This is a genomic window from Parafrankia discariae (genome assembly GCF_000373365.1).
In the GTDB taxonomy this organism is placed as follows: domain Bacteria; phylum Actinomycetota; class Actinomycetes; order Frankiales; family Frankiaceae; genus Parafrankia; species Parafrankia discariae.
This window is the reverse complement of sequence record NZ_KB891219.1, coordinates 1-19,703: the sequence shown is the minus strand read 5'-3', so window position 1 is coordinate 19,703 and position 19,703 is coordinate 1. Positions and strand designations below refer to the sequence as shown.

Genomic DNA, 19,703 nt, shown 5'->3' with positions numbered 1-19,703 from the left:
TCAGGCCGCCGGGAGGGCGTACCGGTCGGCGAGGTAGGCGACGACACCGCTGATCTCCGTCTGGGTCAGCGCGCGGCCGATCACGGACAGGTCCGCGACCTCACCGGTGAGGTAGTTCGCGGTGCCACCGCTGTTGGTCGCCAGGCGCAGGCCGGGCAGCGCGGCGTTGACGCCGGTGCCGGTGGTGCCTCGAGTCGTGAACGAACGGCTGTCCCAGTGGATGGTCGAGCTGGCGCCGTTGTAGACGATGACGGCCACGTGCCAGGCCAGGTCAGCGGGCTCTCGGCTGTTGAGTTCCCCTGCGGCGCCGGCGCCGATCTGCACGACGGTCGGCGTGGATCCCGCGTAGACGAACACCCCGGTGCGCCCTGACCACCAGTTCATCGGCTGCACGCCGTTGAGGTCGAAGCGGGCGACGGCGGCGATCGTGATCGGTACCGCGTGGCTGGCCGCCCACGCACCGGTGTCCATGTGCTGGGAGTTCGCCGCGTTGAACGACACGGACGGCCGGCCGTTGATCCGACCGGTCAGGTAGGTGGGGCGGTTGGTGCCGGTCTGGGCGAGGGCCGCCGTCTCGGATCCGGCCACGGGCGTCCACGTGGACACCGGGTCGTTGTTGGCCAGGCCGGTGATCGCGCTGGCGTCATACCGGGCCAGCAGGCCCGACAGGCCACTCGGGTCGATCATGGCGGGGGTGTGGACGCGCATGCCGGCCAGGCGGGGGCTGCGCAGGCTCTGCTCGACCTGCTCGGCGATGTGGGCGTGGCCGCGGTCGGTGGGGTGCACCAGGTCCGGGTCGAGCAGGTTCCAGGCGTCGGCGCCGTTCGATGCGGGGAAGTGCTGGCTCACGTCGGCGTAGGCGATGTTGACAGGGTCGTTCGCCGCGAGCTCGCGCATCACCTCGAGGTAGGCCCGCCACGGGTAGGCCGGGGTTGCACCGACGTCGAGCCGTGGATACGTGCCGGGCAGGAGGATCGCCGGCGGCGGGTACGCGACGGCTTTGATGTTGCCGATCAGCGTGGTGAGGTTCGAGCCGAAGGCGCCGGGGGCGACGCCAGTCGCGTACTCGTTCGCCCCCAGCATGATCGGGCAAAGACCGGCGCCGAGCTGGGCGATCCGCACGGGGATGGACGGGCCGAGGAAGTCGGAGGTGACGGCGCCGGCGCGGCCGGACTGGTACACCTGCACGCCGGCGGCCAGGTCGCCGTTGTGGGCGTACACGCCGCTGATCACACAGGCACCGATCGCTGTGATCGTCAGGGAGTGTGAGCCTGCGGTGAGCACGGCCGACGACCAGGTGCCGTCGTGCCTGTTAGCGGCCCCGGTCGTGTCCGGGGTGATCGTCGTGGCCGCGCCGCCGTCAATGCTGACCGAGAACTGGCCGGCGCCCGGGCCCTGCTCGAACAGGATCGTGACGCCCGTGGTCAGGGTGAAGGTGCGGCTCATCGTCGCGCCGATGGCCAGGGTCACTGACTGCAGGCCGAGGCCGATGACGGCGGTGCCGACGGTGCCGGTGGTGGTCCAGCCGGTGTCGACGCCGGCGACGTGCGCCCCGCCGGGGATCCCGGGCGGGTTGAACCGGCCGTGCAGCAGGTCGCCGAGCCGGTTGACGTAGCGGCGGTCGATCACGCTGGCGCCGGTCCCGAACGTGGTCGACGAGCCGATGCAGACGATCCGGGTGGGGCTGGTCCACCGGCCGGCGAGTGAGGCCCGCCAGGACCGCAACGCCTGCACGGCCCGCGGCGCCTCCACCTCGGCGTCGAACGCGCCGAACGCATCCGTGACGTCCTGCCCCCAGACATCCGGATCCAGGGGATCGGTCGAGATCGCCGGCAGATCGTAGTCGACCATGGTCAGCCGGCGAGGGTGAGCGTCATCGCGTTGACGTTGATCGTCCCGGCGGCGTCGAACGTCTCGACACGGATCCGCTGGACCAGGCCGGAGCCGGCCGCGGTGATGTCGACCGCGGATCCGCCCTGGGTGGCGGACAGCTGCAGGGTGTCCGTCGCCGCGTTGATCACCCAGTAGTGGGCGCCCACGGTGAGACCGGCCGGGACGGCGCCGCCCACTCCGGGCAGGACGGTGACGCGCTGCCCGTTGCTGTACCCGTGACCGGGTGAGGTGAGGGTGTCCGTGGTCGCCGCGGCGAACTGCCGCGGCGCCTCGCCGCCGCTGTTCGGGAGCATGCCGCGGAACACCCCACCGGTCACCGCGGTCCACAGGCCCAGCCAGGCACCGGTCGACCCGTCCGGCATGGCCAGGCTCTCCGTGCCGGTCATCGCGACGACCGCGCCGGACGCGGCGTCCCAGGCGATCGCCTGCCGCGCCGTGCTCGACTCGTTCGCGCCGGACGCCGAGTAGGCGGAGTGCACGGCCAGGTACCCCATCAGGGTCGCGGCCTGGTCCAGCGCGGCGTTCTTCACCGCATCCGTCAAGATCGGCATGAGTGTCCTTTCAGGCTCCGAGCTCGCGGCTGATCTCGCGAGTCATACGGCGGGGCAGCTCGGCGCGCTCAGCCTCGGCGGCCGGGCCGAGCATCGGCTGAGCTGGGGAATGCGACGTTCCGAACTCGACGAAGTGGCCGTAGAAGCCGTCGCCGGTGAACCCGACATCGCCGCCCAGGCCGTCGCCGTCGACCTGCGAACCGATCCCGACCTGTTGCAGATCTCCGGTACGGACCGGAGCGCGGCGCTCGGCGTCGGCCTGGACGGCCTCAACGGACTGCTCAACAGCGCGGCGGATCCCGCGGAGCACCTGCCCCTCGATACGGCCGATTGCGTCACGCAGCTCTTTGAGGCCTTCGATGCGAACCGCCTGGCCACGTCGCGCCATCAGCGGGCCCTTTCCTCGATCAACGTCCGCATCGCGCGGCGATCCCGGCGAGCGGCGCGGTAGCGGCCGGCGAGCTGGTAGGACTGCTCGGAGCCGATGGTGCGGCTGATCCGTTCCTGCGGCGGATGCCACAGATGCCACAGCACGCCGGGGAGGCGAACCACCTCACCGAGCAGGGTGTCGGCGGCCCGACCGAACGCTGCGTCCTCGCCACCCCAGCCACGGAAACGGGGGTCAAAGCCCCCCATGTCCTCGAAGGCCTCGCGGCGGATCGCGAACAGGCCACCACCGCGCATCCCCGGGTAGGGCCGCTCGGCGAGCGCCTGGCGGGCGGCGCCGACAACCTCGAGCGCCTCGCCGGCGAGCACCCGAGCGGACGCGGCCGCGGTGAGGCGGCGGACCTGCCGGTGAGGCATCACCCACGGCGCGCCGCCGGCAGCCAACGCGGCCGCCCTGGTGACCGTGTCGGTGGGCGTGGCCCACACGTCGGCGTCGGCGACGACCAGCACGTCGGCGGTGCAGCCCTCGAGCGCCCGGGCGACCGCGGCCGCCTTGCACCAGGGCCCGACCGAGGCCGGTAGCTCGCCGACCCGCAGCTCCCACTCCGGGAAGGTGGTGCGCCAGCGGTCAGCGAGCCACTGCCAGTGGCGGTCCCGCTCGCCGCCATCCGGCCGCCAGGGGACGACGACCGCGACCCGCGTCATGCTCCGAGCTGGGCCAGTCGGGCGTACTTCTCCTCTGTGGTGTGGCCGTCCCAGTCCGACGGACGCTCTTCGAGTCCGGGCGGGAACAGGCCCATGTCGGCACGGTTGACATGCCAGCACAGCTGGCCGGCCGGGGTGTGGATACAGATCACCGGCCACTCGGGCTCGGCCTCGTCGATCGCCCAGTGCGCCTCATACGCGCGTGCGAGGTGAGCGACCAGATGGGCACGCTCGCGATAAGCAGCGTCAAGCTGCTCGGCAGGAACGAGGATCGACATTAGAGCGCCGCCCGGACGAAGCAGTCCTTCGCCTCGAGCAATTTGCGGAGGCCGGCGGTGAGCTCCGGTCCGTCAGGCAGGGTGCGCACCATCTGCTCGGCGAGCTCGCCGAGGGGCCGGGAGACCTCCTGCAGGTGGGCGGGCAGGTGCGCCCAGGTGAAGAACTTCAGCAGGCCGAGGGTCGCAGGGTGCCGGTCGTCGAACTCCCCGGGGCCGCCCGGAATCGCGTCGTCCATGATCAGTTCTCCTGTTCTCGGGTGGGCGCGGGATGATGCAGGCATGAGCTCGGAACTGAAGCCCCTGCTAGAAATCCAGGACATGGAGGTCGAGTACGACACCGAGGAGGTGCCGGCGGATGCTCTCCCGGAAGGCGATCAGGGATTCCGCGTGTACAGGCACTCGGGCCTGGTCGCGGTCACCATGAGCGGCCGTCGGCGTGACGGTGCAACGGCCAAGGTTCGGGTGACCGTCGAGCAGCACAGCGACCTCGACCGGGCGATCGGCTACGCCGTGCAGCGGATCACCACCGCGCCGGCCGGGGTGGCAGAGGAGGAGCACCGGCACGAGGGCGGTGCGTGGCGCCAGGTCGGGTCGTCCGTCGGACTGACGCCTTAGCTCTCCCACCACCGGTAGGGGGCGGGGTCGCGGAGGAGGCCGGCGTCGGTCGGGCTGAGGTACCACCAGTGTTCGCGGAACACCTCGTGCAGCAGCTCGTCGCCGCCTTGGGCGTGGAGCCGGCCGTAGGCACGCCAGTGGGCGCCTTCGTGCTCGGGCAGGTCGGGTGCGGCCGCGTACGCCGCAGCGCCGTTACGGCCTTTGCGGGCGAACTGCTGCGGGCTGCGCGCCGGGAAGTGGCGAACGGCCAGCGCGCCCTCGAGCGGCGGCCCGCCGGCGGGGAGGGTGACGCCGTGGTTGCCCTGATGGATCACCGCACCGGGCTGCCAGCGCAGCGCGACCTTGCCCAGGGGGCCGGGATCGGTCTGCCGCCAGACCATCGTCCGGAACGGATCGTCACCGGGCTCGTCGAGCGCGGTCGCCAGGTGGTTGTACAGGTCGGCGACGGCGTAGGGGCGGCGGCTGGCGGTGAGGACGTCGGCGATCCGGTCGGCCGGGGAGTACCAGAGTTCGTCGGCGTCGAACGGCACGATCCAGGTGGCCTCGAACAGCCGGTGCGCGATGCCAGCGAGCTTGGTCATCTTCGCCGACTGGTAGTAGGCAGGATCCCGATCGTCGACAACGACCAGCGGTAGGTCGGGGATGAGGGCGTCGAGGATCTCCCGGGTGCCGTCGGTCGACCCGTTGTCAGCGACCAGGAGCTGGTCGACTTCGCCTGCCATGTGCCGCAGGGTGCCGGCGATGATGTCGGCCTCGTCACGCACCATCGCGATCCCGACGACGGTCACGCCAGCCCCCGAGCCCGGCGGGTCTGCTCGTAGTACTCCGGGTCGCCGCCGCCGAGGTAGACGATCGCCTCGGCCGCCCATCCGCGTTGCCAGCCCATCGCCCACACATCTTTCGTCAGCTGGTGGTCCTCCATCGTTCCGTCCGCCGTCCATGGCCGTTCCGAGTAGCGCAGCCCGGCGTCGTACAGCTCCCGGCGAATGATCGAGTTGCCGCCCACCGGCCAGGACGGCATCGATGTCCACGGCTCGTCCCCGGCCGCGGCCAAGCCGACCTGGCCGACCTGCGGGTCGGTGAACGCGGCGAGCACCCGGTCGCACCAGCCAGGCACGAACTCGGTGTCGTTATCGATCCGATGCAGCAGCGTGGTCTCGAGCGGCATCGACTCCCAGCCCCGGTTGGTCGCGTAGCCCGGATACCGGTTCTCGCCGAGAAGAACTACGGGTACGTCCAGCGCTGCCAGCCAGTCCGTCACCTCGGCCGGAGAGCCGTTGTCGACGATTACCACGGAATACGACACGGTAACCGTGGCGAGGTAGCTCTTGAGGGTCCGTTCGGTAAGTTTGCGCCGTTTGTAGCTGACAATGCAGCTGTGTATATGGGTCACTGGAGGACGATCGCGCTGACGGTGGTGGCTTTCAGCAAGGCGCGATGCACGTCCACCGCCGCATCGCTGGCACAGACATACTCCACTTCCGTCTCCTCTGCGAACTCGGAGGCACCGGAAGCGATCATCGTCACGTAGGCGGAGCCGGCGCTCGCGCGAGTGTTGTCATTTCCGGCGATGCCATCGACGAAGCCACACTGAATAAAGGACTCGGAACCGAGGGAATTGTCGACCCAAGCCTTGGCGAGCAGCTCGTACCGGCCGGCCGGTAGCGTCACCGCCGCCACGGTGACGCTGCCGTTCACGCTCTGTGGACCGGCGGTGTAGTCCTCGTAAACCGTCCCGCCGCTGGCCATCACCGCGACGGTTCCGCTGGTCGGATCGAACGGGTCAGCGCGCGCGATCGCCGCGGCGGCAACCACGCAGACGACCAGCACCGCGAGTACGGCGATCAACGATGTGCCTCTCTTACGGATCATTGCCCGCCCTTCCTCGGTAGCCGATCCCGACGGCTGTCGTGGACGGCTAGCCTTCCGATATGGGGACGCACCCACTCGAGGTGGGAACTACCGGCGAACGAGTGCGCCGTCGCGTGACGCAGCTGCGGAAGGCACGGCGCCTGACGCTCGTGCAGCTCTCGGAACGGCTGACGGATCTCGGGCGCCCGATCCTGCCGACGGGGCTCTCCAAGATCGAGCATGGTGAGCGGGGGCTGAGCGTCGACGATCTGGTTGCGCTCGCGGCGGCGTTGGATGTCTCGCCTGAGCAACTCATCGATCCGTCCCCGATCATGCTGGCTGTGGAGACCGTGATTCAGTAGCCGGTGCCTGCGCGCTGGTGGCCGATGTGTTCCACCCATTCGCCGCTGTCTCGAGCGCCCCAGAAGCCGAAGCGGACCGCCGGACCGGGGACTCCCCAGGGCAGACCGCGCTCGAGCAGGCCGAGGCCGAACCGGCCCTCCGACTCGGCGCCCGTCGGCCAGCCCGTCGAACAGAGTGCGGCCCTGTAGAGACAGGGGTTGGTGGTGAAGAACCGTCGGTGCTCGAGCCAGGCGTGTCCGTCGTCGTCGCCGGAGATCTCGACGTAGCTGCCGGGGTGCTGCTCGACGATGCCGCCAGCGGCCCGTTCCGCGTCGTTCCAGGGCTGCCGGCGGAGCGCAAGCTGGGCGAGGTGCGGGCTGGCGGTGAGCACCTCGGCCATCGCACGCAGGTCGACCGGCTGGCGAAAGACGAAGTCGTCTTCGAGGTGGAAGACGAAGTCGACCTCAGCGGCCTCAGCTTGGAGGCTGAGGACTGTCCACGCCCACCGGATGGACCCGCCGAATCCAGCCCGGCGGTTGCTCGCCGAGATCAGCTCAACGTGCGGGTATCGCCTCCTGAGCACCTCACGATGGTCGCCATCGCCGGTGTCGTCGTGGATCATCCACCGGACGAGCGGGCCACCGAGGTTCCACTGGGCCGACTGAATTGTCCGGTCGAGCAGGTCGTCGCGGCCGTCGGTCATCACGAGCACGGCGATGTTCACGGAGGTCAGCCCCGTGCCAGGGTCACCCAGATAGCCGCCGCCTCCCGCAGCAGAGGCAAGGCCTCCTCACGGGGCGCCAGATCAGCCATCGCCTCGAGCTTCTCCGCGACAGCCGCGGCACGGTTCCAGGGATCAGGAGGCGACGGCTGGTCCTCGTTCACGACGTGAGCCACTGGATGTCCTCTCTCACAGGATGCCGTTCGCTGCCGCGATGGCGCGGTGCGCGGCGAGCCGGGTCTGCCTGCTCGGCGCCCGATTCCGGCTGCCGGGGCGGACGTGGGCCCGGTAGATCGCCGCGGGCATGGCCTCGAAGCTGGCGCCGGCGAGGTGGCAGCGCAGCCAGAGATCCCAGTCCTCGGACCAGTCGAAGTCGCGCCAGCCGCCGACCTGGCGGACCAGATCGGTGCGGACGAGGGCGCCGACGACCAGCCAGTTCCCCTGCAGCAGGCAGGCTGCCTGGCAGTGGTGGCTGTGACCGGCCACGGTCGGCACAGCCGGGGTGCTCGCGCGCAGCCGGCCGAGGCCGCGGACATAGCGCACCGCCGGCGCCCGGACATCGGCGGTGCCGGCGGCCATGGCGTCGAGGTAGCCCGGCTCGAGCTCGTCGTCGGCGTCCAGGTGGATGACCCACTCGGTGTCGACGAGGGCCAGGGCGCCGTTGCGGGCGTCGTGGAGGGTCTCTGCGTGGTAGTGGACGACGGGGACGCCGAGCGCCTCAGCGGACGGGATCGCCCGGCGGACAGCGAGGTCGTACCACCAGGACAGGCCGAACGTGCCGATGGCGACGGTCACGTCCACAGCGACTCCCGCTCCCGGAACAGCGGCTCGCCCTGCCGCATCCGCCGGCGGCGCTGCAGGTACAGCCGGTCTACCGGCGCTTTCCGGTAGTCGGGGTGCAGGTGCTCGACGTGGGAGTTCTCGGCGAACGCCCAGGCGCCGCGAGCACGGGCGACCTGTACGAGCTCGTCGTCGCAGTACTCGTGCCAGTAGCCCTCGTGCAGCACCTCACCGGCCTGGTCCGCGGTCGCTCCTGGCTGGTCGGCGTACGCCCTGGCGACGAGGCTGTGGGTGGCATGCTCGCCGGCGAGCACCCGCGGGCTGCCGAGGTCGTTGGTTCCGACGACACCGATGCCGGCGGCAAGCTGGGCGCGGGCGGCCTGGTACCAGCCGGGGCGGAACAGCAGGTCGGAGGCGCCGAGGAACAGCAGCGGCCGGTCGGTCGCTCTGTACCCGGTGTTGATCTTTCGGGCGTAGTCGCCGCGGTCGTGCCGCACCGCGAGCGCCCGGCCTCCCACACGGCCGATCTCGGCGACGACCGTGTGATCCCTTGGGGTGACCAGCCACAGCACCTCGGCGTCGGGGACGGTCGTACCGATAGACATGAGCAGGGGGGCGACGCGGTGTGGCCGGCCGAGCATCGGCACCAGGATCGTCAGCTCAGCACCCGTGCTGTCGGTCATGCCGAGCACCTGCAGTACCCAGCGAGCTCGACAGGCCCCTCGCAGCTACCGCAGACACCCGCCGCCATGGACGGAGCGCTGGGCATCGGCATCCGCCGCAGGACAGCGACCTGCCCGTCCCAGTCCTGCGCGGTCGCGGCCGCGGCCTCGCCCCCACGGGTGTGCCGGTGCTGCCCACCCTGCACCGAGTAGCGCGAGTTCGCGCCAGCGGTCACGAGGCCAGGCGGGAGCTTCACGATGGCTCGTCTCCCGGCTCGGCCTGGACCTGCACCAGGCCGGCCTTCCTGTAGCGAGGCGTGGACGGCTCGACGACGGAGTCGACGCGGAACGTCTGCCCGTCACCGCGCAGCTCGTCGCCCCGGGCGATGTCGGCGTCCGGCTCGGCGTAGCCGTTGTGGGTCAGCTCGGCGCCGGCCTGCGCGGCCAGCAGCCGCTCGGCGGCGGACGCCTGGTCGATCTTCATCGGCACGGTGTCGACGAGCATCGGGGTGACGGTCTGGCCGCCGGCGCCGTCGTCCTCAGCCACCGGCCGCCACACCTCGAGCTCCCGGTTGAGCCGGCGGGTGATCCTCACCAACACCACTCCGACGGCTGCACGGGCAGATCTCCCTCCAGTTGGATGGAACCGAAGCCGGCGCGGCCCGCGGCGCGGCGCACCGTCTTCGTCTCGGCCTTGGTCAGGTACAGGTCAGCGCTCGCGTTGCCCATCTGCCAGCTGTGATCACCCAGGGTTTCCCCTGTGAGCCCCTCGGGGTTATCCGTGCTGCGCCGGACCATGGCGACCACGACCGGCACCACCACATCCGGCGTGGTCACCGTGACCCCGTCGCCGGCGACCCAGTCGAGGCCAGCCTCCAGGCGTACGAGGGCGCTGGCGTCGCCGAGCAGGGCAGTCAGCTGCGCCTGCTCAGCGATGTCCAAGTCAGCGAGGACCTGCCCGGTCCGCGTGAGGTAGGCGGCCAGGTCGACCAGCGGTGGCAGGGGCACGTCAGCTCAGGCTGGCGAGCTCGAGCTTGTACGCCCGGCGGATGTCCGTACCCGCCTCGTTCTCCGCGACCACCGCGGCGCCGGCGAACGTGGACAGCACGCTGGCGTCGGAGAGGATGTTCGGGTCGTACTGGAAGATCTGCCGCATCGAGATGCCACCGCTGGTCGTGGTGGCGGACTCGCGGGCTCCGCGCGGGGCGACCGGCGACCGGTTGGCCATCACGAACCCGGAGCGGTGGTACAGCACCGCGGTGCCCGCGTCGAGCCCGTTGGCCTCCACCCAGGTGAACCCTCGCCACCGGCCGATGATCGCCTCGCGCAGGGCGGTCTGGTCACCGGCGGCGTCCGCCCGGGAGAACTCGTCGAGGCCCAGGACGACCTCGGCGAACTCCGGCGAGCAGGCTGCCCACCGGTCCGTCGCCGGCGCGTTCGCCCGGGAGATCGCGGTGCGGGCCTCCAGCACCCGGCTCTTGATGTTGGCGGCGGTGACGTCGTCGTCATCCGAGGTCAGGTCGTTCATCGCTGTGGCGAGCTCGTTCTCCGCCCCGGTGGCGACCGCGGCGACCTGCACCCGGGTGACCTGTCGGGCGAAGTCCTCCAGCTCCAGCGACGCTTCCTCGTCGGTGATCCGCTTCGCGTGGTAGAGGTGCTCCAGCGAGACGTCGACCGGGACCTCGTTCACGGTGTCGTAGGTGATCGTCGTCCCGGGGGTGGCCTGCTTGCGGGCCGTTCCGGGCTGGGGGACGCGGACGGTGATGGTGTCGCCGTTGCTGCCGGCGAACTCCTCGCCCGGGATCATGGTCGCGGTCCGGGGCAGGACGAGCGTCCGGGTGAGGAGCTCGATTGCCACCGCCGAAATACCCTGTGCGGTCAGAACCGCCACGGTCTACCTCCTGTATGTGAACCCGCGGCGGCTCTGGCCGAGCGGGGTTGATCAGAACGGACGTTCGAGGATCGACGCGGCGAGCTTGCCGGGGTCGACCTTCGGCTCGGACTCAGGTGCGGCGCCCGGGCGGAGCTTCTCCGTCGGCTTCCCACCAGGCCGGGGCTTCGGCTTGTCCTCGGCCGCGGTCTCCTTCGCGCTGCCGCCGAACGTGGCGAGCAGCTCGTCGGCGTCGGCCTCGAGCTCCTCCCGGGTGGCGCCCACCAGGCGCTTCGCCTGAGCGACTGACAGGCCCTTGTCGGCTCCGACCTCGATGCGGAGTAGCCGCTGTTCGGCTTCCTCCGCGCGTCGTTCGGCGCCGGCAGCCGCGTCCTGCAGCCGCTGCGTCTCCGACTTGTCCTTGTCCGCGGCGGCCTGCAGCTGAGCCGTCGCGTCCTTCAGCGCCTTCTCGGCGGCCCGGCGGGCGCGCCGCTCGGAGGCCAACGCCCGCTGCGCGCCGTCCTCACCTCCGCCGTCGGTGTCGGTCGACGTCACGTCGTCCTCCGCCGTCTCGGTGCCGGTGTCGGTGTCGTCCTCGTCGGCCATCACGGCCTCCCTCGTGTCACCCCGCCCTCACGGCAGGGACGGGCATCGCGCCCGGATTTGATCTCCGTCCCATCGCGGGGCGAAGACGTCTACTCGGCGGCCGCGACGGCGGCCTGGCCGGTCTGCTCGGCGAGTGCGCGGCGGAACCGGTTCAGCTGGTCGTCCTTGCCGGCGGCGGACTCGCGCCACAGTTGCTCGAAGCGGCGGGTGGTCGCGGGCAGCTCGGACCCCTCGAACACCGGCTCCGAGGTGCACGCACAGTGGTCGTGTGCCTGGAACCGGCTCGTCCGGTCGGACTTGTAGGCCGGGCCGCGGCTGGCGAGCATCGCGCAGAACGCGCACGGCTGGCCGGAGGTGACCCGCACCCAGCCGCGGGCCTTCGGATCCGCGCGCACCGTGTCATCCACCGTGCGGCGGCCGCCGTCCAACACGAGGCGGGACGCGGCGCCGGCGGCCTGGACCAGCCCAGTCCTCCGAGCTTCCCCCAGGGTCTGGCCGGCGCCGATCGCCCGGCGGGTACCAGCCAGACCGGTGGCGAACAGCGCCGCCTGGATGAGGCCGATGCCGATGCGGGGCGCGATCCGGGGAATGATCTCCCCTGCGACTCCCTCAGCAGCGCGGAACCGGGTGTAGTAGGCGCTGGCCAGACCCGACGAGGTGCTGTGCCGCTGCAGCACCAGGTTCACCGCGGCCTCGGTGAACGACGCGAAGCTTTCGTCGCTGCCGGTGAACAGGGGCCAGATCGTCTGCAGGTCCCGCGTCGTCGCCGCGCGCAGCGCGAGCTGCTGGCGCCGGTACTGGTCAGTCAGCTGCGTGGCCTCCGCCGAGCCGGCCATCAGGCTGGGGCGGGCGCGGGCGGTTCGGGCACCGGCGTCTGCGCGGGGAGGGCCGCGGCCTGCTGCTCGAGCAGACTGCTCAGCTGCGAGAACGCATCACCCTCTGCGGCCGCAGCACGCCACCGCTCGACCTGCTGCTGGCTGACGCCCGGGATCATTTCCCACAGCTCGGCCGCGGGAATGCTCAGCTGGCTGGCGAGCTTGCCGAGAGCGTCGGCGACCTGGGCGAGGCTGCGGGATTCGGTGTCGCGCCAACGCACCTCAGCGTCGGGGGCGGGTTCGGTACCCATCATCTCGCCGGCGAGTTCGAGTGCCTGTTCCCACGCCTCACCGACGACTGCCTGGTTCTCGGTGACCGCCCGGCGGTGGGCGGCTTCGGCGGCGACGAGCGCATCAGCGGAAAGGTTCACCAGCTCACCGAGCAGCTCATGCGCCGGCGTCTGGGAGATGGTGGCCAGGTGCTTCAGACTGGCCTCACGGCTGGCGATGTACCCGGACAGGTCGGTCTGCGCAAACTCGCCGATCTTCACGTCCGGGTCCTCGAAGTTCATGAACTTCGACGCCGACGCCTTGAGTTTCTGCTCCTCGGAGTCGGCCAACCAGCCGATCACCCACCGTTGGCGGAACGCCCCGTAGTGCTGCGCGACGAGCAGACCGAACGTGGTCACGTTGATCTGGTCCTGCAGCGGCATCAGCGGCTCGACGACACCGAGCACCTCCTCATCGAGGTCCTCGGTTTCCCGGACACGGATGACCGGGCACTTCCCCGCGTCATGCTTCTCCGGCTCGCCGACCATGGTCAGCCGGTCGGCGTCGGCCCCGGCCAGCATGTACACGGCCTGATCGTCGTAGAACCGCCAGCCGGACCGGCGTTTCTCCAGGGCGTAGCGGGGCCAGTCGTCGTCATCGCCGTAGGCGGCGGTCAGGCTCCGCGGCGACACCCCACGGATCACTGGCACCGGATCACCCGGCAGAACCGTGATGTAACTGGCGCCGTAGGCGAGCGCGGCACGGTGCACGCCGATCTGGCGGGCGTCGAGCCGGTTACGCTGCCACGCTCCCCACGCCGGAACATCGTCCGCGGCGCGCGGCACCCGGTACCCGTCGACGTACATCGCCTGCACCCGGGCACCAACGACGAACCGCAGCATGTTCACCCGGGCGAACTTCGCCATCCGGTGCAGCTCCTGCGGCGCGGCCTCAGGCAGACCGGACAGGCGCCGGTCGGGGTCGTCGCGCAGATACTCCCGGATCCGCTTCAACCGCGGCGCTTCCTGCTCGCGCAGGTCGAGCAGGAGACGGGCCTGGGCGACAGCACCATCGGCGGACAGCACCATCGTCAGGCCCTCCTCTCCTCGTCAGAACATCGCGCGGCCGGTCCGCCGTCGGCGTTTCACCCAGGTCGGTGAGGCCAGGACCAGGCGTCGGACCATCCGCGCGCCGATGACGCACACACCGGCGTCGATCTTGCGGGGCGAGTCGGGGGATTCCTTCCCGACACTGACCCCGTACCGGTTCGGCCGGTTACGCATGTTCGCCACATGCCGGGCGAGCACAGCGCTCCCGTCATGGCTGAACTTGCGGTCACCGATCTCGGCCGCGACGAGCTCGGCGGCCTTGGTGAACTCGAAGGTGTGCGAGCGCATGTCCCAGGCGATGCGCTGCGGCTCACGCCCACCCGGCACGGCGTGCACGCACAGCTGGTTCCTGCCGCCCAGCAGCTCGGGCCAGTCGACCTTGACGAACGACTCCCATTCCTGGACGTCGGCGAAGAACCCGACGACGTCCCATCGTTCGATCGCCGCGCGCACCGCCCGGTCCACCGCGGCGACCGGCACCCCGTCGGTCGTGTCATGGCGCGGGTCGGGCTCCCAGGCCTCGACGAGGAACACGTGCCCGTCCTCGATGCGGCACCCGACCAGCGCCGTGGCGTCCCTCGACTTCGACCCGTCGAAGAACAGCGCGACCGGTTCGCCGTCGGCGACGGCCTTGGCCGTGTCGGCCAGCTGCGACCAGGCCTCGGGCGTGGTCCAGGCATCCTCGGCGGCGATGGGCCGGTTGAGGTACTTCCGCTTCGACTCATCGGGGCGGGCGTTCAGCGACCAGATCCGGTTGATGATCGGCCGCAGGTCCTGCCAGGGGCAGTCCGCGTAGACGTGCTCGAGCGCGGCCAACAGCGACGCCTCGTCGTCGAGGCGGGTGTCGGCCGGGGCGATCCGCGCGTCGTAGAGGATCCGCGTCTCCGCCCGGCTGCGGCCCTCCTCCTGGGCCAGCCACGCATCCCACGTGCCCTCGGCGACCGAGTCGATGCCAGGCACCCAGGCGTTCGACGTTTCCAGCATCCGGGAGCCGGACTTCGCGAGGTTGTCCTGGATGGTGGAGGCGAGCTCCACACCGCCGTTGTTCGGTTTCCAGTGCTCGGTCTCGTCCGCGATGCAGAACGACCCCTCAGCCCCTTCCGCCGCGGTCGCCGAGGAGGTGATGACCTCCAGCGTCCCCTCGGGGAGCCGGTAGTACTTCACCTTCCCCGGGTCCAGGCCGTGCCCCTGCACGACCCGGCTGCCCTTCGGGGCGAAGGCGCGGACCATCCGCATGGTGTTGCCGGTCTGGGACTCGGCGGTCGCGGCGATCTGCACCAGCGGCATGTCGACCGGCTTACCGACCACCTGCCCCTTGCGGTGATCGATGTCGTGCACCCGCACCGGCGCGCAGAACTCGATCAGCCCGAGCACCGCGGCGAACGGCGACTTCCCCGACCCCTTCGCCAGGCGACGCACCCCGTGGTGGAACAGCCACCTGCCCTCGTCATCGACGGCGTACCACCACAGCACGAACCGCATCTGCCCCGCAGTGAACTGGAACGGCCTGCCGGCGCGCGGCCCGTTCGGCTGGACCAGCCAGTGCTCCGCCCACCACGCCGCCTCGTAGCCGAGGGTCAGCTCAGGCAGGCCAGGGGGGAGGGTGACAAGCCGGTCAGCCGGAGAGAGCGCGCCGCCGGTACTCATCGAGCTTGGACAACGCCCCCTCCTCGGCCGGCTCCTCGTCGGTGCGGGTCAGTTCAACGCGGGCCCGGCGCCGTTCCCCCTCGGTGACCATCAGCCCGGTCATCGCCTTCAACCAGGCGGCCAGGCTCGCCCCTTTGACCGGCATCGTCGCGGTCAGCGGCTTGCCGGTCTCCTCATCGCGGCCGACGATCTGCGGCTGCAGCTCGCGGGAGATGACCTCGGCGAGCAGGTAGGCCGTCGCCCAGTCCGACGGCTCGTAGTACACCGACTGCCCCGACTCGGCCAGCGCCTTGTACCAGCGCCGCGCGATCGGATGCCAGTCCCGCGCAGCCGCCGGCGGCTGCGCCTTCCCCGCAGGAGCGGCCGGCGCGGACCGCACCTCCACCTCGGGCTTGTTCGCCCGCCGACGCTGCGCCTGCCGCTTCGGGACCGGACCGCCACGGCCAGGGACGCCAGACATGCGGACCTCCCGTCAGAAGAGCGCGGCCTGCGCGAACTGGTCACGCTTGATCGAGTTGCAGAGGAAGTGCGCGCACTGGACATTCCACGGGGCGTGGACTCCGCCCAGCTCGACGCCGGCCGCGAGCGGAACGATGTGGTCGATCACGGGCGACTTCGGGTGTGGGACCTTCTTTGTCCGGGCCACTCGCTTACCGCACAGCTTGCAAGTCCAGCGGTCCCGCTCGAAGATCTGCCAGTCGCTGACCTCGGCAACATAGGCGGCGCGTTTCGCCGCTCGCCGTCGGCTCCTGCAGAGGCGCTTCTTGCACAACTCCGAGCAGGTCTGTGTCTGCGGCTGGTCGTGGATGAATGGCTTGCCGCAGCGCAGGCAACGCCCGGCGTACCAGCGACGGCGAAGCCTCGGCTCCGGACGCGCCAGCGGGACTGGCGACGCCCGGCGTGGTGCGCTGCCGCAGTAGAGGGCCACCTCCTTCGATCGGAGCTGACGGCTTCGCGCTGCGGCCCGCGCAACGCACGGGCGACATCGGGTGGTCGACCTACCCTTGCGCACCTTGATCGAACAGCCGCAGTCCTGGCACCGGCGGGTCTCTCTGTGCCGGTCCTCAGGTCGAGCGCCGGTTGCGGCCAGGAGGCGCTCGCCGTAGGCGCGAGTGTGAGCGGACACGCATGGCCGGCACCGCGTGCCTCTTCCTCCCCGCTTCCGCCTGTCGATCCGAAAGTCGATGATCGGCTTCTCCGTGTCGCAGCCGCGGCAGAGGCGAACGGTCTCCACCCGGCACCTCCCGGACATGCGAGAGGCCCGCGCCGGGAGACGCGGGCCTCTTCACCCACAGCGATCAGCGCGGGTGCTACGGAAGGTGACGACGGGCGGCGCGCGGGGGGCGTCCCGAACGTCATGACCCGTAGTGGATCTCCGGCTGTATGCCCACCGGTCAGGGGACCCCCCGGGGCCGGGGGTCCTCCCCCACCCCCGACCGGCGCGCGGTCACTCAGGGTGAGGCAACAGGCCTGGGTGAGGCTCGGCAGGGCGTCGGCGTGCGGTGTAGCGCCGGTTACTCACGGCCGCGCCCTGCCGGCCGCTGCGGGTGGCGTGGCAGGGGTGGCACACCCCGCGCAGCTGGGAGTCGCGATGGTCATCGGATGCGCCCATGTGGTCGACCTCGACGGACGGGGCGAGGTGGCACAGACGGCAGGTCGGGTCGCGGGCGAGGATGCGCCGGCGGATCGCTGGCCAGCCTCGAGGCAGGGGGCTGCTACGCCTGCTGCTACCCACAGGCAGGAGTGGGGCTGGGCGCGGGCGGGGCGCAGGCATGGGGGTGGGGGGTGCACTCAGGGGGGTGGATCTTCTCCCACTCGCAGCAGAAGGCGGGATCCCGACACAGACGCTCGATGACCTGCCCGAGAGGGATCATGTCCGAGAGCCTCACCCCACCAGCCCCCTTGCCACGCTGTGCGGCTGGCGCCCCGGGCAGACCCAACAGGGCGCCAGCGCCCTCAACGTACGACAGCGCCCCAGACCTGGCACGGGCACAGGCGGGACGCGCGGTGTCGATCCCTACCGATACGGGTGGGAGCACATCACGTATACGGCTAGTCGATCACCGGCGTCAAGCCGACACGCCTACGGTTGCGCCGTGTGGCCGTCCTCGCGGCCGACACCCGCATCAGCTGCGCGCCGTCGTAGCGCGGCACCCATCGCCGCCCGACGAGCACACGGTCGACCCGAACCAGGTCGCCGTCGCGGGCGTAGAGCCGAATGGTGCTCTCCGGGATACCGGTGACGTGAGCGAGCTGGGCCACCGTGCCCGCCGCCACCGTGCTCACAGCGGGTCGTCTCTGCTGCGGTCGAGGTACTCGCGATCGATCGGTGTCGCCTCGGCCTCGGCGACAATCCGCATCCGTGGCTCGCAGCCGCTACGGCTGGCCGCGTTGACCGCCTCGGCCAGCCGACGCGCAGCCACGGCCTCGGTGTCATCCAGCTCGAGGAGCACCGTCGTGCTGCCATCACATCCCGCGACACGGACGATGTAGCTGCTCACGCGGACCTCCGGTCACCGTGCATCAGGTCGAACAACTCGGCCCGGCCCTGGACCCCGACCCAGACCCGGCGACATCCCGGACAGCGGATCGCCGCAGCCTCGGACTCGGCAGCCGCGGTCGGGTTACGGACATACAGCCGGGCCGGCCGCCAGACATCCACCGGGCCGGCGTCCGGGTCGCTCCGGCGGCGAGTCGTGGTCCACGCGGCCGAGGCTGCCCAGTCGTACTCCCGGCACACCCCATCGACGAACTCGGCCAGCGGCTCCCAGTCCAGTCCGGCCCACGCCGCGGTGTAGGGCTGACGGTCCGATGGGCAGGGGTCCAGGCGCATGGGCCGCAGGTCCATGTCCAGGGCCTCACGCGCCCGTGTCCGAGCCAGGGTCAGGCGGGTAATGCCCACGGTCACCCAGCGCGGCTCCGCGCCGCCTTCGGTCAGCTGGTCCACGAGCATGGGCACATGGGCCAGCGCGGACATGCCCCGTTCGCGCCGGGCATGTCCAAGCCGGTGCCGCAGGTCCGCGACGAGCTCCGTGGCCGCGGTCCAGATCTCTTCCTGCGCGGTCAGGATGCCCAAGTCCAACGGGGGCCGCGACCCGGGCACGGACCGGCCGCCCTGACCCGGTTTCGTGGTCGCGGTCAGGGTGGGCCGTGCCCAGCCGGCGCCGCCGGTGATGCGCGGGTCCGGACCGGGAGTGCACACCTGTGTCCACTGGTCCGGGCGATGCCCACGACGGTGGTGGGCACACCAGATGTCCGCGGTCCGGGTGACTGTGGACCTGTCCGGCCCGTCTGCCGGTTCGGCGCCCAGCGCAGCGCCCAGAGCGCGATAGAGGGACTCCAGCTCGGCGACGAGGCCGGACAGGTCATCGGTCACGGGGACATCATCTGCCCGGATCGAGAGGCAGTGGACGCCACGTGCCCGCGGCTTTCATGTCCGCGATGCGCCGGGCTTTCGCGGCCCGGTAGCGGTCGAGCCAGGCCGGGCCTGCTCGGCGCATCAGGGCTTCGATTTCGGTCACGAGGGCGGCCAGGCCGTCCTCGTCGGCGAGCCACAGGACCCGGGTCCGGTCCTGGGTGCGGTTGATCCGGCCCTCGACGAGCAGGGTCACGAAGTCCCGCCCATCGGACGCGTTGTGCGCGATGGCCACGTCCAGGCCGGCCAGCAGGACCGCGTTGGACGTGTCCACGACCACCGCGTTGCGGTCATGCGGACCGCCCGGGCCGGCGATGTCCCCGCCGAGGTCTCGCGGGTCGTCAGGGCTGATCCGGGGCACTGTCGCTTCCTCCCTGTTCCCAGTACGGGGCGAGCCGGCGGGCCCGGAGGCGTAGGAGCCGGATCTGCGCCGCCGCACCGACGCGGTCGCCGGCGGTGAGCGCCTGGTCGAGCGCGAGGGCCAAGACCTCGAAGGACGGCGTCGTCTCCAGGCCGTCCTCCTCTTCTTCGCGTGGCTCGAGGTCGGCCGTGTAGATGCGGGCGTACCGGCCATCGCCTCCGGTCGGCTCATAGCTACTGGTCATCGCCGGGTGGCTCCTGTGGCTGCGGGGCAGGCGGGGTCGTTCGGGGCGACGGCGATGGACCCGCGGTTGGCGTCACCCTTGTAGATCACGCACACGCGGTTGCGGCCGTCACACTTAGCGGCAACGTTCGAGAAGCCGTCGGGGAAGGTCAGGACATCGGCCGGCTTGTCGTTGCGGTTCGCGACCGCCGAGTCCCGGAACGGCTCGGTGGCCTTGCCCGTGCACCCCGTGGCCGAGGCGACGATGGTGCCCCCGAGAAGGGCCGTGGCGAAGAAGCGACGTCCCGCGAGGCGGGCGGAGCAATGGTTGAGACCTGTGGATCGGTTGGGGAGGGCGTACCTTCCCGGTGATCGAGGTTTGGGTCTCAGTCAGGCCGACGTTGGCGCGTCGGTCGGGAAGGCACGCCCGTGCTCACGGTAGTCCCCGAGGAGAACACGCCCGCTGATGGTTCGGCGGGTAGCCCGTCGCTGATCGATGAGATCGTCCGGGAGGGTGCCCGGCGGATGCTCGCGGCCGCGTTGGAGGCCGAGGTCGACGCCTACATCGCCGAGCTCGCTGACCAGCGTGACGACCGTGGCCGC

At 71.0% G+C, this 19,703-nt stretch carries 30 protein-coding genes and 1 pseudogene; 3 read left to right on the top strand and 28 right to left on the bottom strand.

All coding sequences use genetic code 11. From position 1 onward, the window contains the following. The 6 genes from B056_RS0117150 to B056_RS36935 are packed head-to-tail and all read right to left on the bottom strand — an operon-like array spanning position 1 to position 4,050. Complete coding sequence (locus B056_RS0117150) at positions 1-1,851, bottom strand: SGNH/GDSL hydrolase family protein (protein WP_018503093.1); 1,851 nt, start codon at positions 1,849-1,851, stop codon at positions 1-3. A gap of 2 nt (positions 1,852-1,853) precedes the next feature. After that, positions 1,854-2,444, bottom strand: coding sequence for a hypothetical protein (locus tag B056_RS0117145; protein ID WP_018503092.1), 591 nt, complete (start codon positions 2,442-2,444; stop codon positions 1,854-1,856). A gap of 10 nt (positions 2,445-2,454) precedes the next feature. Beyond that, positions 2,455-2,832, bottom strand: a complete 378-nt coding sequence (locus B056_RS0117140; RefSeq protein WP_018503091.1) for an HK97-gp10 family putative phage morphogenesis protein — start codon at positions 2,830-2,832, stop codon at positions 2,455-2,457. Continuing rightward, a complete protein-coding gene (locus B056_RS0117135; protein WP_018503090.1) occupies positions 2,832-3,536 on the bottom strand; it encodes a glycosyltransferase family 2 protein in 705 nt (234 codons plus the stop codon). The genes B056_RS0117140 and B056_RS0117135 overlap by 1 nt, the downstream gene beginning before the upstream one ends. Further along, positions 3,533-3,814: a WDGH domain-containing protein gene (locus B056_RS36940; RefSeq protein WP_018503089.1), complete on the bottom strand. Its 282-nt coding sequence runs from the start codon at positions 3,812-3,814 to the stop codon at positions 3,533-3,535. The genes B056_RS0117135 and B056_RS36940 overlap by 4 nt, the downstream gene beginning before the upstream one ends. Next, positions 3,814-4,050, bottom strand: coding sequence for a hypothetical protein (locus B056_RS36935; protein WP_018503088.1), 237 nt, complete (start codon positions 4,048-4,050; stop codon positions 3,814-3,816). The genes B056_RS36940 and B056_RS36935 overlap by 1 nt, the downstream gene beginning before the upstream one ends. Before the next feature lie 43 nt (positions 4,051-4,093). Between B056_RS36935 and B056_RS0117120 the strand changes: the two genes are divergently transcribed. After that, positions 4,094-4,429: a hypothetical protein gene (locus B056_RS0117120; protein WP_018503087.1), complete on the top strand. Its 336-nt coding sequence runs from the start codon at positions 4,094-4,096 to the stop codon at positions 4,427-4,429. On the opposite strand, the gene B056_RS0117115 is transcribed toward B056_RS0117120, so the two are convergent. From B056_RS0117115 to B056_RS0117105, 3 genes are read right to left on the bottom strand one after another with little or no spacing between them, the layout of a single operon-like run. Continuing rightward, positions 4,426-5,217 carry a glycosyltransferase family 2 protein gene (locus B056_RS0117115; protein WP_018503086.1) on the bottom strand — a complete coding sequence of 264 codons (792 nt, stop codon included), beginning with the start codon at positions 5,215-5,217 and terminating at the stop codon, positions 4,426-4,428. The genes B056_RS0117120 and B056_RS0117115 overlap by 4 nt on opposite strands. Further along, positions 5,214-5,822 (bottom strand): glycosyltransferase family 2 protein, encoded by a 609-nt coding sequence (locus B056_RS0117110; RefSeq protein ID WP_076784713.1) that lies wholly within the window; start codon positions 5,820-5,822, stop codon positions 5,214-5,216. The genes B056_RS0117115 and B056_RS0117110 overlap by 4 nt, the downstream gene beginning before the upstream one ends. Next, on the bottom strand, positions 5,819-6,277 hold the full coding sequence (locus B056_RS0117105; RefSeq protein ID WP_020572552.1) for a hypothetical protein: 459 nt from the start codon (positions 6,275-6,277) through the stop codon (positions 5,819-5,821). The genes B056_RS0117110 and B056_RS0117105 overlap by 4 nt, the downstream gene beginning before the upstream one ends. A 137-nt stretch (positions 6,278-6,414) precedes the next feature. Between B056_RS0117105 and B056_RS0117100 the strand changes: the two genes are divergently transcribed. Continuing rightward, positions 6,415-6,642 carry a helix-turn-helix domain-containing protein gene (locus B056_RS0117100; protein WP_018503083.1) on the top strand — a complete coding sequence of 76 codons (228 nt, stop codon included), beginning with the start codon at positions 6,415-6,417 and terminating at the stop codon, positions 6,640-6,642. On the opposite strand, the gene B056_RS0117095 is transcribed toward B056_RS0117100, so the two are convergent. From B056_RS0117095 to B056_RS0117000, 19 genes are all read right to left on the bottom strand, one after another. Continuing rightward, on the bottom strand, positions 6,636-7,346 hold the full coding sequence (locus B056_RS0117095) for a hypothetical protein (protein ID WP_018503082.1): 711 nt from the start codon (positions 7,344-7,346) through the stop codon (positions 6,636-6,638). The two genes, B056_RS0117100 and B056_RS0117095, sit on opposite strands and share 7 nt — an antisense overlap. A 5-nt stretch (positions 7,347-7,351) precedes the next feature. After that, positions 7,352-7,519: a hypothetical protein gene (locus tag B056_RS42835; RefSeq protein WP_020572551.1), complete on the bottom strand. Its 168-nt coding sequence runs from the start codon at positions 7,517-7,519 to the stop codon at positions 7,352-7,354. 13 nt (positions 7,520-7,532) lie between these two features. Continuing rightward, complete coding sequence (locus B056_RS0117085; protein WP_018503081.1) at positions 7,533-8,144, bottom strand: glycosyltransferase family 2 protein; 612 nt, start codon at positions 8,142-8,144, stop codon at positions 7,533-7,535. Then, the gene (locus B056_RS0117080; RefSeq protein WP_154677088.1) at positions 8,135-8,806 is read right to left on the bottom strand and encodes a hypothetical protein; all 672 of its coding nucleotides are present in this window, start codon (positions 8,804-8,806) and stop codon (positions 8,135-8,137) included. The genes B056_RS0117085 and B056_RS0117080 overlap by 10 nt, the downstream gene beginning before the upstream one ends. Further along, a complete protein-coding gene (locus tag B056_RS0117075) occupies positions 8,803-9,042 on the bottom strand; it encodes a hypothetical protein (RefSeq protein WP_018503079.1) in 240 nt (79 codons plus the stop codon). Before B056_RS0117075 ends, B056_RS0117080 begins: the two co-directional genes overlap by 4 nt. Further along, entirely contained in the window at positions 9,039-9,380 is a 342-nt protein-coding gene (locus tag B056_RS0117070) for a head-tail adaptor protein (RefSeq protein WP_018503078.1), read from the bottom strand. The genes B056_RS0117075 and B056_RS0117070 overlap by 4 nt, the downstream gene beginning before the upstream one ends. After that, positions 9,377-9,793: a hypothetical protein gene (locus tag B056_RS0117065; RefSeq protein WP_018503077.1), complete on the bottom strand. Its 417-nt coding sequence runs from the start codon at positions 9,791-9,793 to the stop codon at positions 9,377-9,379. Before B056_RS0117065 ends, B056_RS0117070 begins: the two co-directional genes overlap by 4 nt. A 1-nt stretch (position 9,794) precedes the next feature. Continuing rightward, positions 9,795-10,643, bottom strand: a complete 849-nt coding sequence (locus B056_RS0117060) for a hypothetical protein (RefSeq protein WP_018503076.1) — start codon at positions 10,641-10,643, stop codon at positions 9,795-9,797. Between the two features lie 84 nt (positions 10,644-10,727). Beyond that, complete coding sequence (locus B056_RS0117055; protein ID WP_018503075.1) at positions 10,728-11,261, bottom strand: hypothetical protein; 534 nt, start codon at positions 11,259-11,261, stop codon at positions 10,728-10,730. 89 nt (positions 11,262-11,350) lie between these two features. Further along, positions 11,351-12,097 (bottom strand): VG15 protein, encoded by a 747-nt coding sequence (locus tag B056_RS0117050; protein ID WP_018503074.1) that lies wholly within the window; start codon positions 12,095-12,097, stop codon positions 11,351-11,353. Then, positions 12,097-13,434 (bottom strand): phage portal protein, encoded by a 1,338-nt coding sequence (locus tag B056_RS0117045; protein WP_018503073.1) that lies wholly within the window; start codon positions 13,432-13,434, stop codon positions 12,097-12,099. The genes B056_RS0117050 and B056_RS0117045 overlap by 1 nt, the downstream gene beginning before the upstream one ends. 21 nt (positions 13,435-13,455) lie before the next feature. Further along, positions 13,456-15,102 carry a hypothetical protein gene (locus B056_RS0117040; RefSeq protein WP_018503072.1) on the bottom strand — a complete coding sequence of 549 codons (1,647 nt, stop codon included), beginning with the start codon at positions 15,100-15,102 and terminating at the stop codon, positions 13,456-13,458. Then, the gene (locus B056_RS0117035) at positions 15,071-15,562 is read right to left on the bottom strand and encodes a phage terminase small subunit (RefSeq protein WP_018503071.1); all 492 of its coding nucleotides are present in this window, start codon (positions 15,560-15,562) and stop codon (positions 15,071-15,073) included. Before B056_RS0117035 ends, B056_RS0117040 begins: the two co-directional genes overlap by 32 nt. Before the next feature lie 12 nt (positions 15,563-15,574). Then, entirely contained in the window at positions 15,575-15,709 is a 135-nt protein-coding gene (locus B056_RS43645) for an HNH endonuclease (protein ID WP_020572549.1), read from the bottom strand. A 1,445-nt stretch (positions 15,710-17,154) separates the two neighbouring features. Continuing rightward, positions 17,155-17,388: a MerR family transcriptional regulator gene (locus B056_RS0117020; protein ID WP_018503069.1), complete on the bottom strand. Its 234-nt coding sequence runs from the start codon at positions 17,386-17,388 to the stop codon at positions 17,155-17,157. Then, the gene (locus tag B056_RS0117015) at positions 17,385-17,603 is read right to left on the bottom strand and encodes a hypothetical protein (RefSeq protein ID WP_018503068.1); all 219 of its coding nucleotides are present in this window, start codon (positions 17,601-17,603) and stop codon (positions 17,385-17,387) included. The genes B056_RS0117020 and B056_RS0117015 overlap by 4 nt, the downstream gene beginning before the upstream one ends. After that, positions 17,600-18,478, bottom strand: a complete 879-nt coding sequence (locus B056_RS0117010) for a hypothetical protein (RefSeq protein WP_018503067.1) — start codon at positions 18,476-18,478, stop codon at positions 17,600-17,602. Before B056_RS0117010 ends, B056_RS0117015 begins: the two co-directional genes overlap by 4 nt. 7 nt (positions 18,479-18,485) lie before the next feature. After that, complete coding sequence (locus B056_RS0117005) at positions 18,486-18,878, bottom strand: hypothetical protein (protein WP_018503066.1); 393 nt, start codon at positions 18,876-18,878, stop codon at positions 18,486-18,488. Then, positions 18,859-19,122: a hypothetical protein gene (locus B056_RS0117000; protein ID WP_018503065.1), complete on the bottom strand. Its 264-nt coding sequence runs from the start codon at positions 19,120-19,122 to the stop codon at positions 18,859-18,861. The genes B056_RS0117005 and B056_RS0117000 overlap by 20 nt, the downstream gene beginning before the upstream one ends. Positions 19,123-19,529: 407 nt before the next feature. On the opposite strand from B056_RS0117000, the pseudogene B056_RS42825 reads away from it, so the two are divergent. Beyond that, positions 19,530-19,703: pseudogene (locus tag B056_RS42825) on the top strand (IS256 family transposase); the annotation flags it as partial.

What these genes read in the sequence shown, in the direction of transcription:
- B056_RS0117120 (WP_018503087.1), top strand. Translation starts at nt 4,094, where the DNA reads ATGAGCTCGGAACTGAAGCCCCTGCTAGAAATCCAGGACATGGAGGTC.
- B056_RS0117000 (WP_018503065.1), bottom strand. Translation starts at nt 19,122, where the DNA reads ATGACCAGTAGCTATGAGCCGACCGGAGGCGATGGCCGGTACGCCCGC.
- B056_RS0117150 (WP_018503093.1), bottom strand. Translation starts at nt 1,851, where the DNA reads ATGGTCGACTACGATCTGCCGGCGATCTCGACCGATCCCCTGGATCCG.
- B056_RS0117080 (WP_154677088.1), bottom strand. Translation starts at nt 8,806, where the DNA reads ATGACCGACAGCACGGGTGCTGAGCTGACGATCCTGGTGCCGATGCTC.
- B056_RS0117055 (WP_018503075.1), bottom strand. Translation starts at nt 11,261, where the DNA reads ATGGCCGACGAGGACGACACCGACACCGGCACCGAGACGGCGGAGGAC.
- B056_RS36935 (WP_018503088.1), bottom strand. Translation starts at nt 4,050, where the DNA reads ATGGACGACGCGATTCCGGGCGGCCCCGGGGAGTTCGACGACCGGCAC.
- B056_RS0117035 (WP_018503071.1), bottom strand. Translation starts at nt 15,562, where the DNA reads ATGTCTGGCGTCCCTGGCCGTGGCGGTCCGGTCCCGAAGCGGCAGGCG.
- B056_RS0117045 (WP_018503073.1), bottom strand. Translation starts at nt 13,434, where the DNA reads ATGGTGCTGTCCGCCGATGGTGCTGTCGCCCAGGCCCGTCTCCTGCTC.
- B056_RS36940 (WP_018503089.1), bottom strand. Translation starts at nt 3,814, where the DNA reads ATGTCGATCCTCGTTCCTGCCGAGCAGCTTGACGCTGCTTATCGCGAG.
- B056_RS0117145 (WP_018503092.1), bottom strand. Translation starts at nt 2,444, where the DNA reads ATGCCGATCTTGACGGATGCGGTGAAGAACGCCGCGCTGGACCAGGCC.
- B056_RS0117050 (WP_018503074.1), bottom strand. Translation starts at nt 12,097, where the DNA reads ATGGCCGGCTCGGCGGAGGCCACGCAGCTGACTGACCAGTACCGGCGC.
- B056_RS0117040 (WP_018503072.1), bottom strand. Translation starts at nt 15,102, where the DNA reads ATGAGTACCGGCGGCGCGCTCTCTCCGGCTGACCGGCTTGTCACCCTC.
- B056_RS0117135 (WP_018503090.1), bottom strand. Translation starts at nt 3,536, where the DNA reads ATGACGCGGGTCGCGGTCGTCGTCCCCTGGCGGCCGGATGGCGGCGAG.
- B056_RS0117140 (WP_018503091.1), bottom strand. Translation starts at nt 2,832, where the DNA reads ATGGCGCGACGTGGCCAGGCGGTTCGCATCGAAGGCCTCAAAGAGCTG.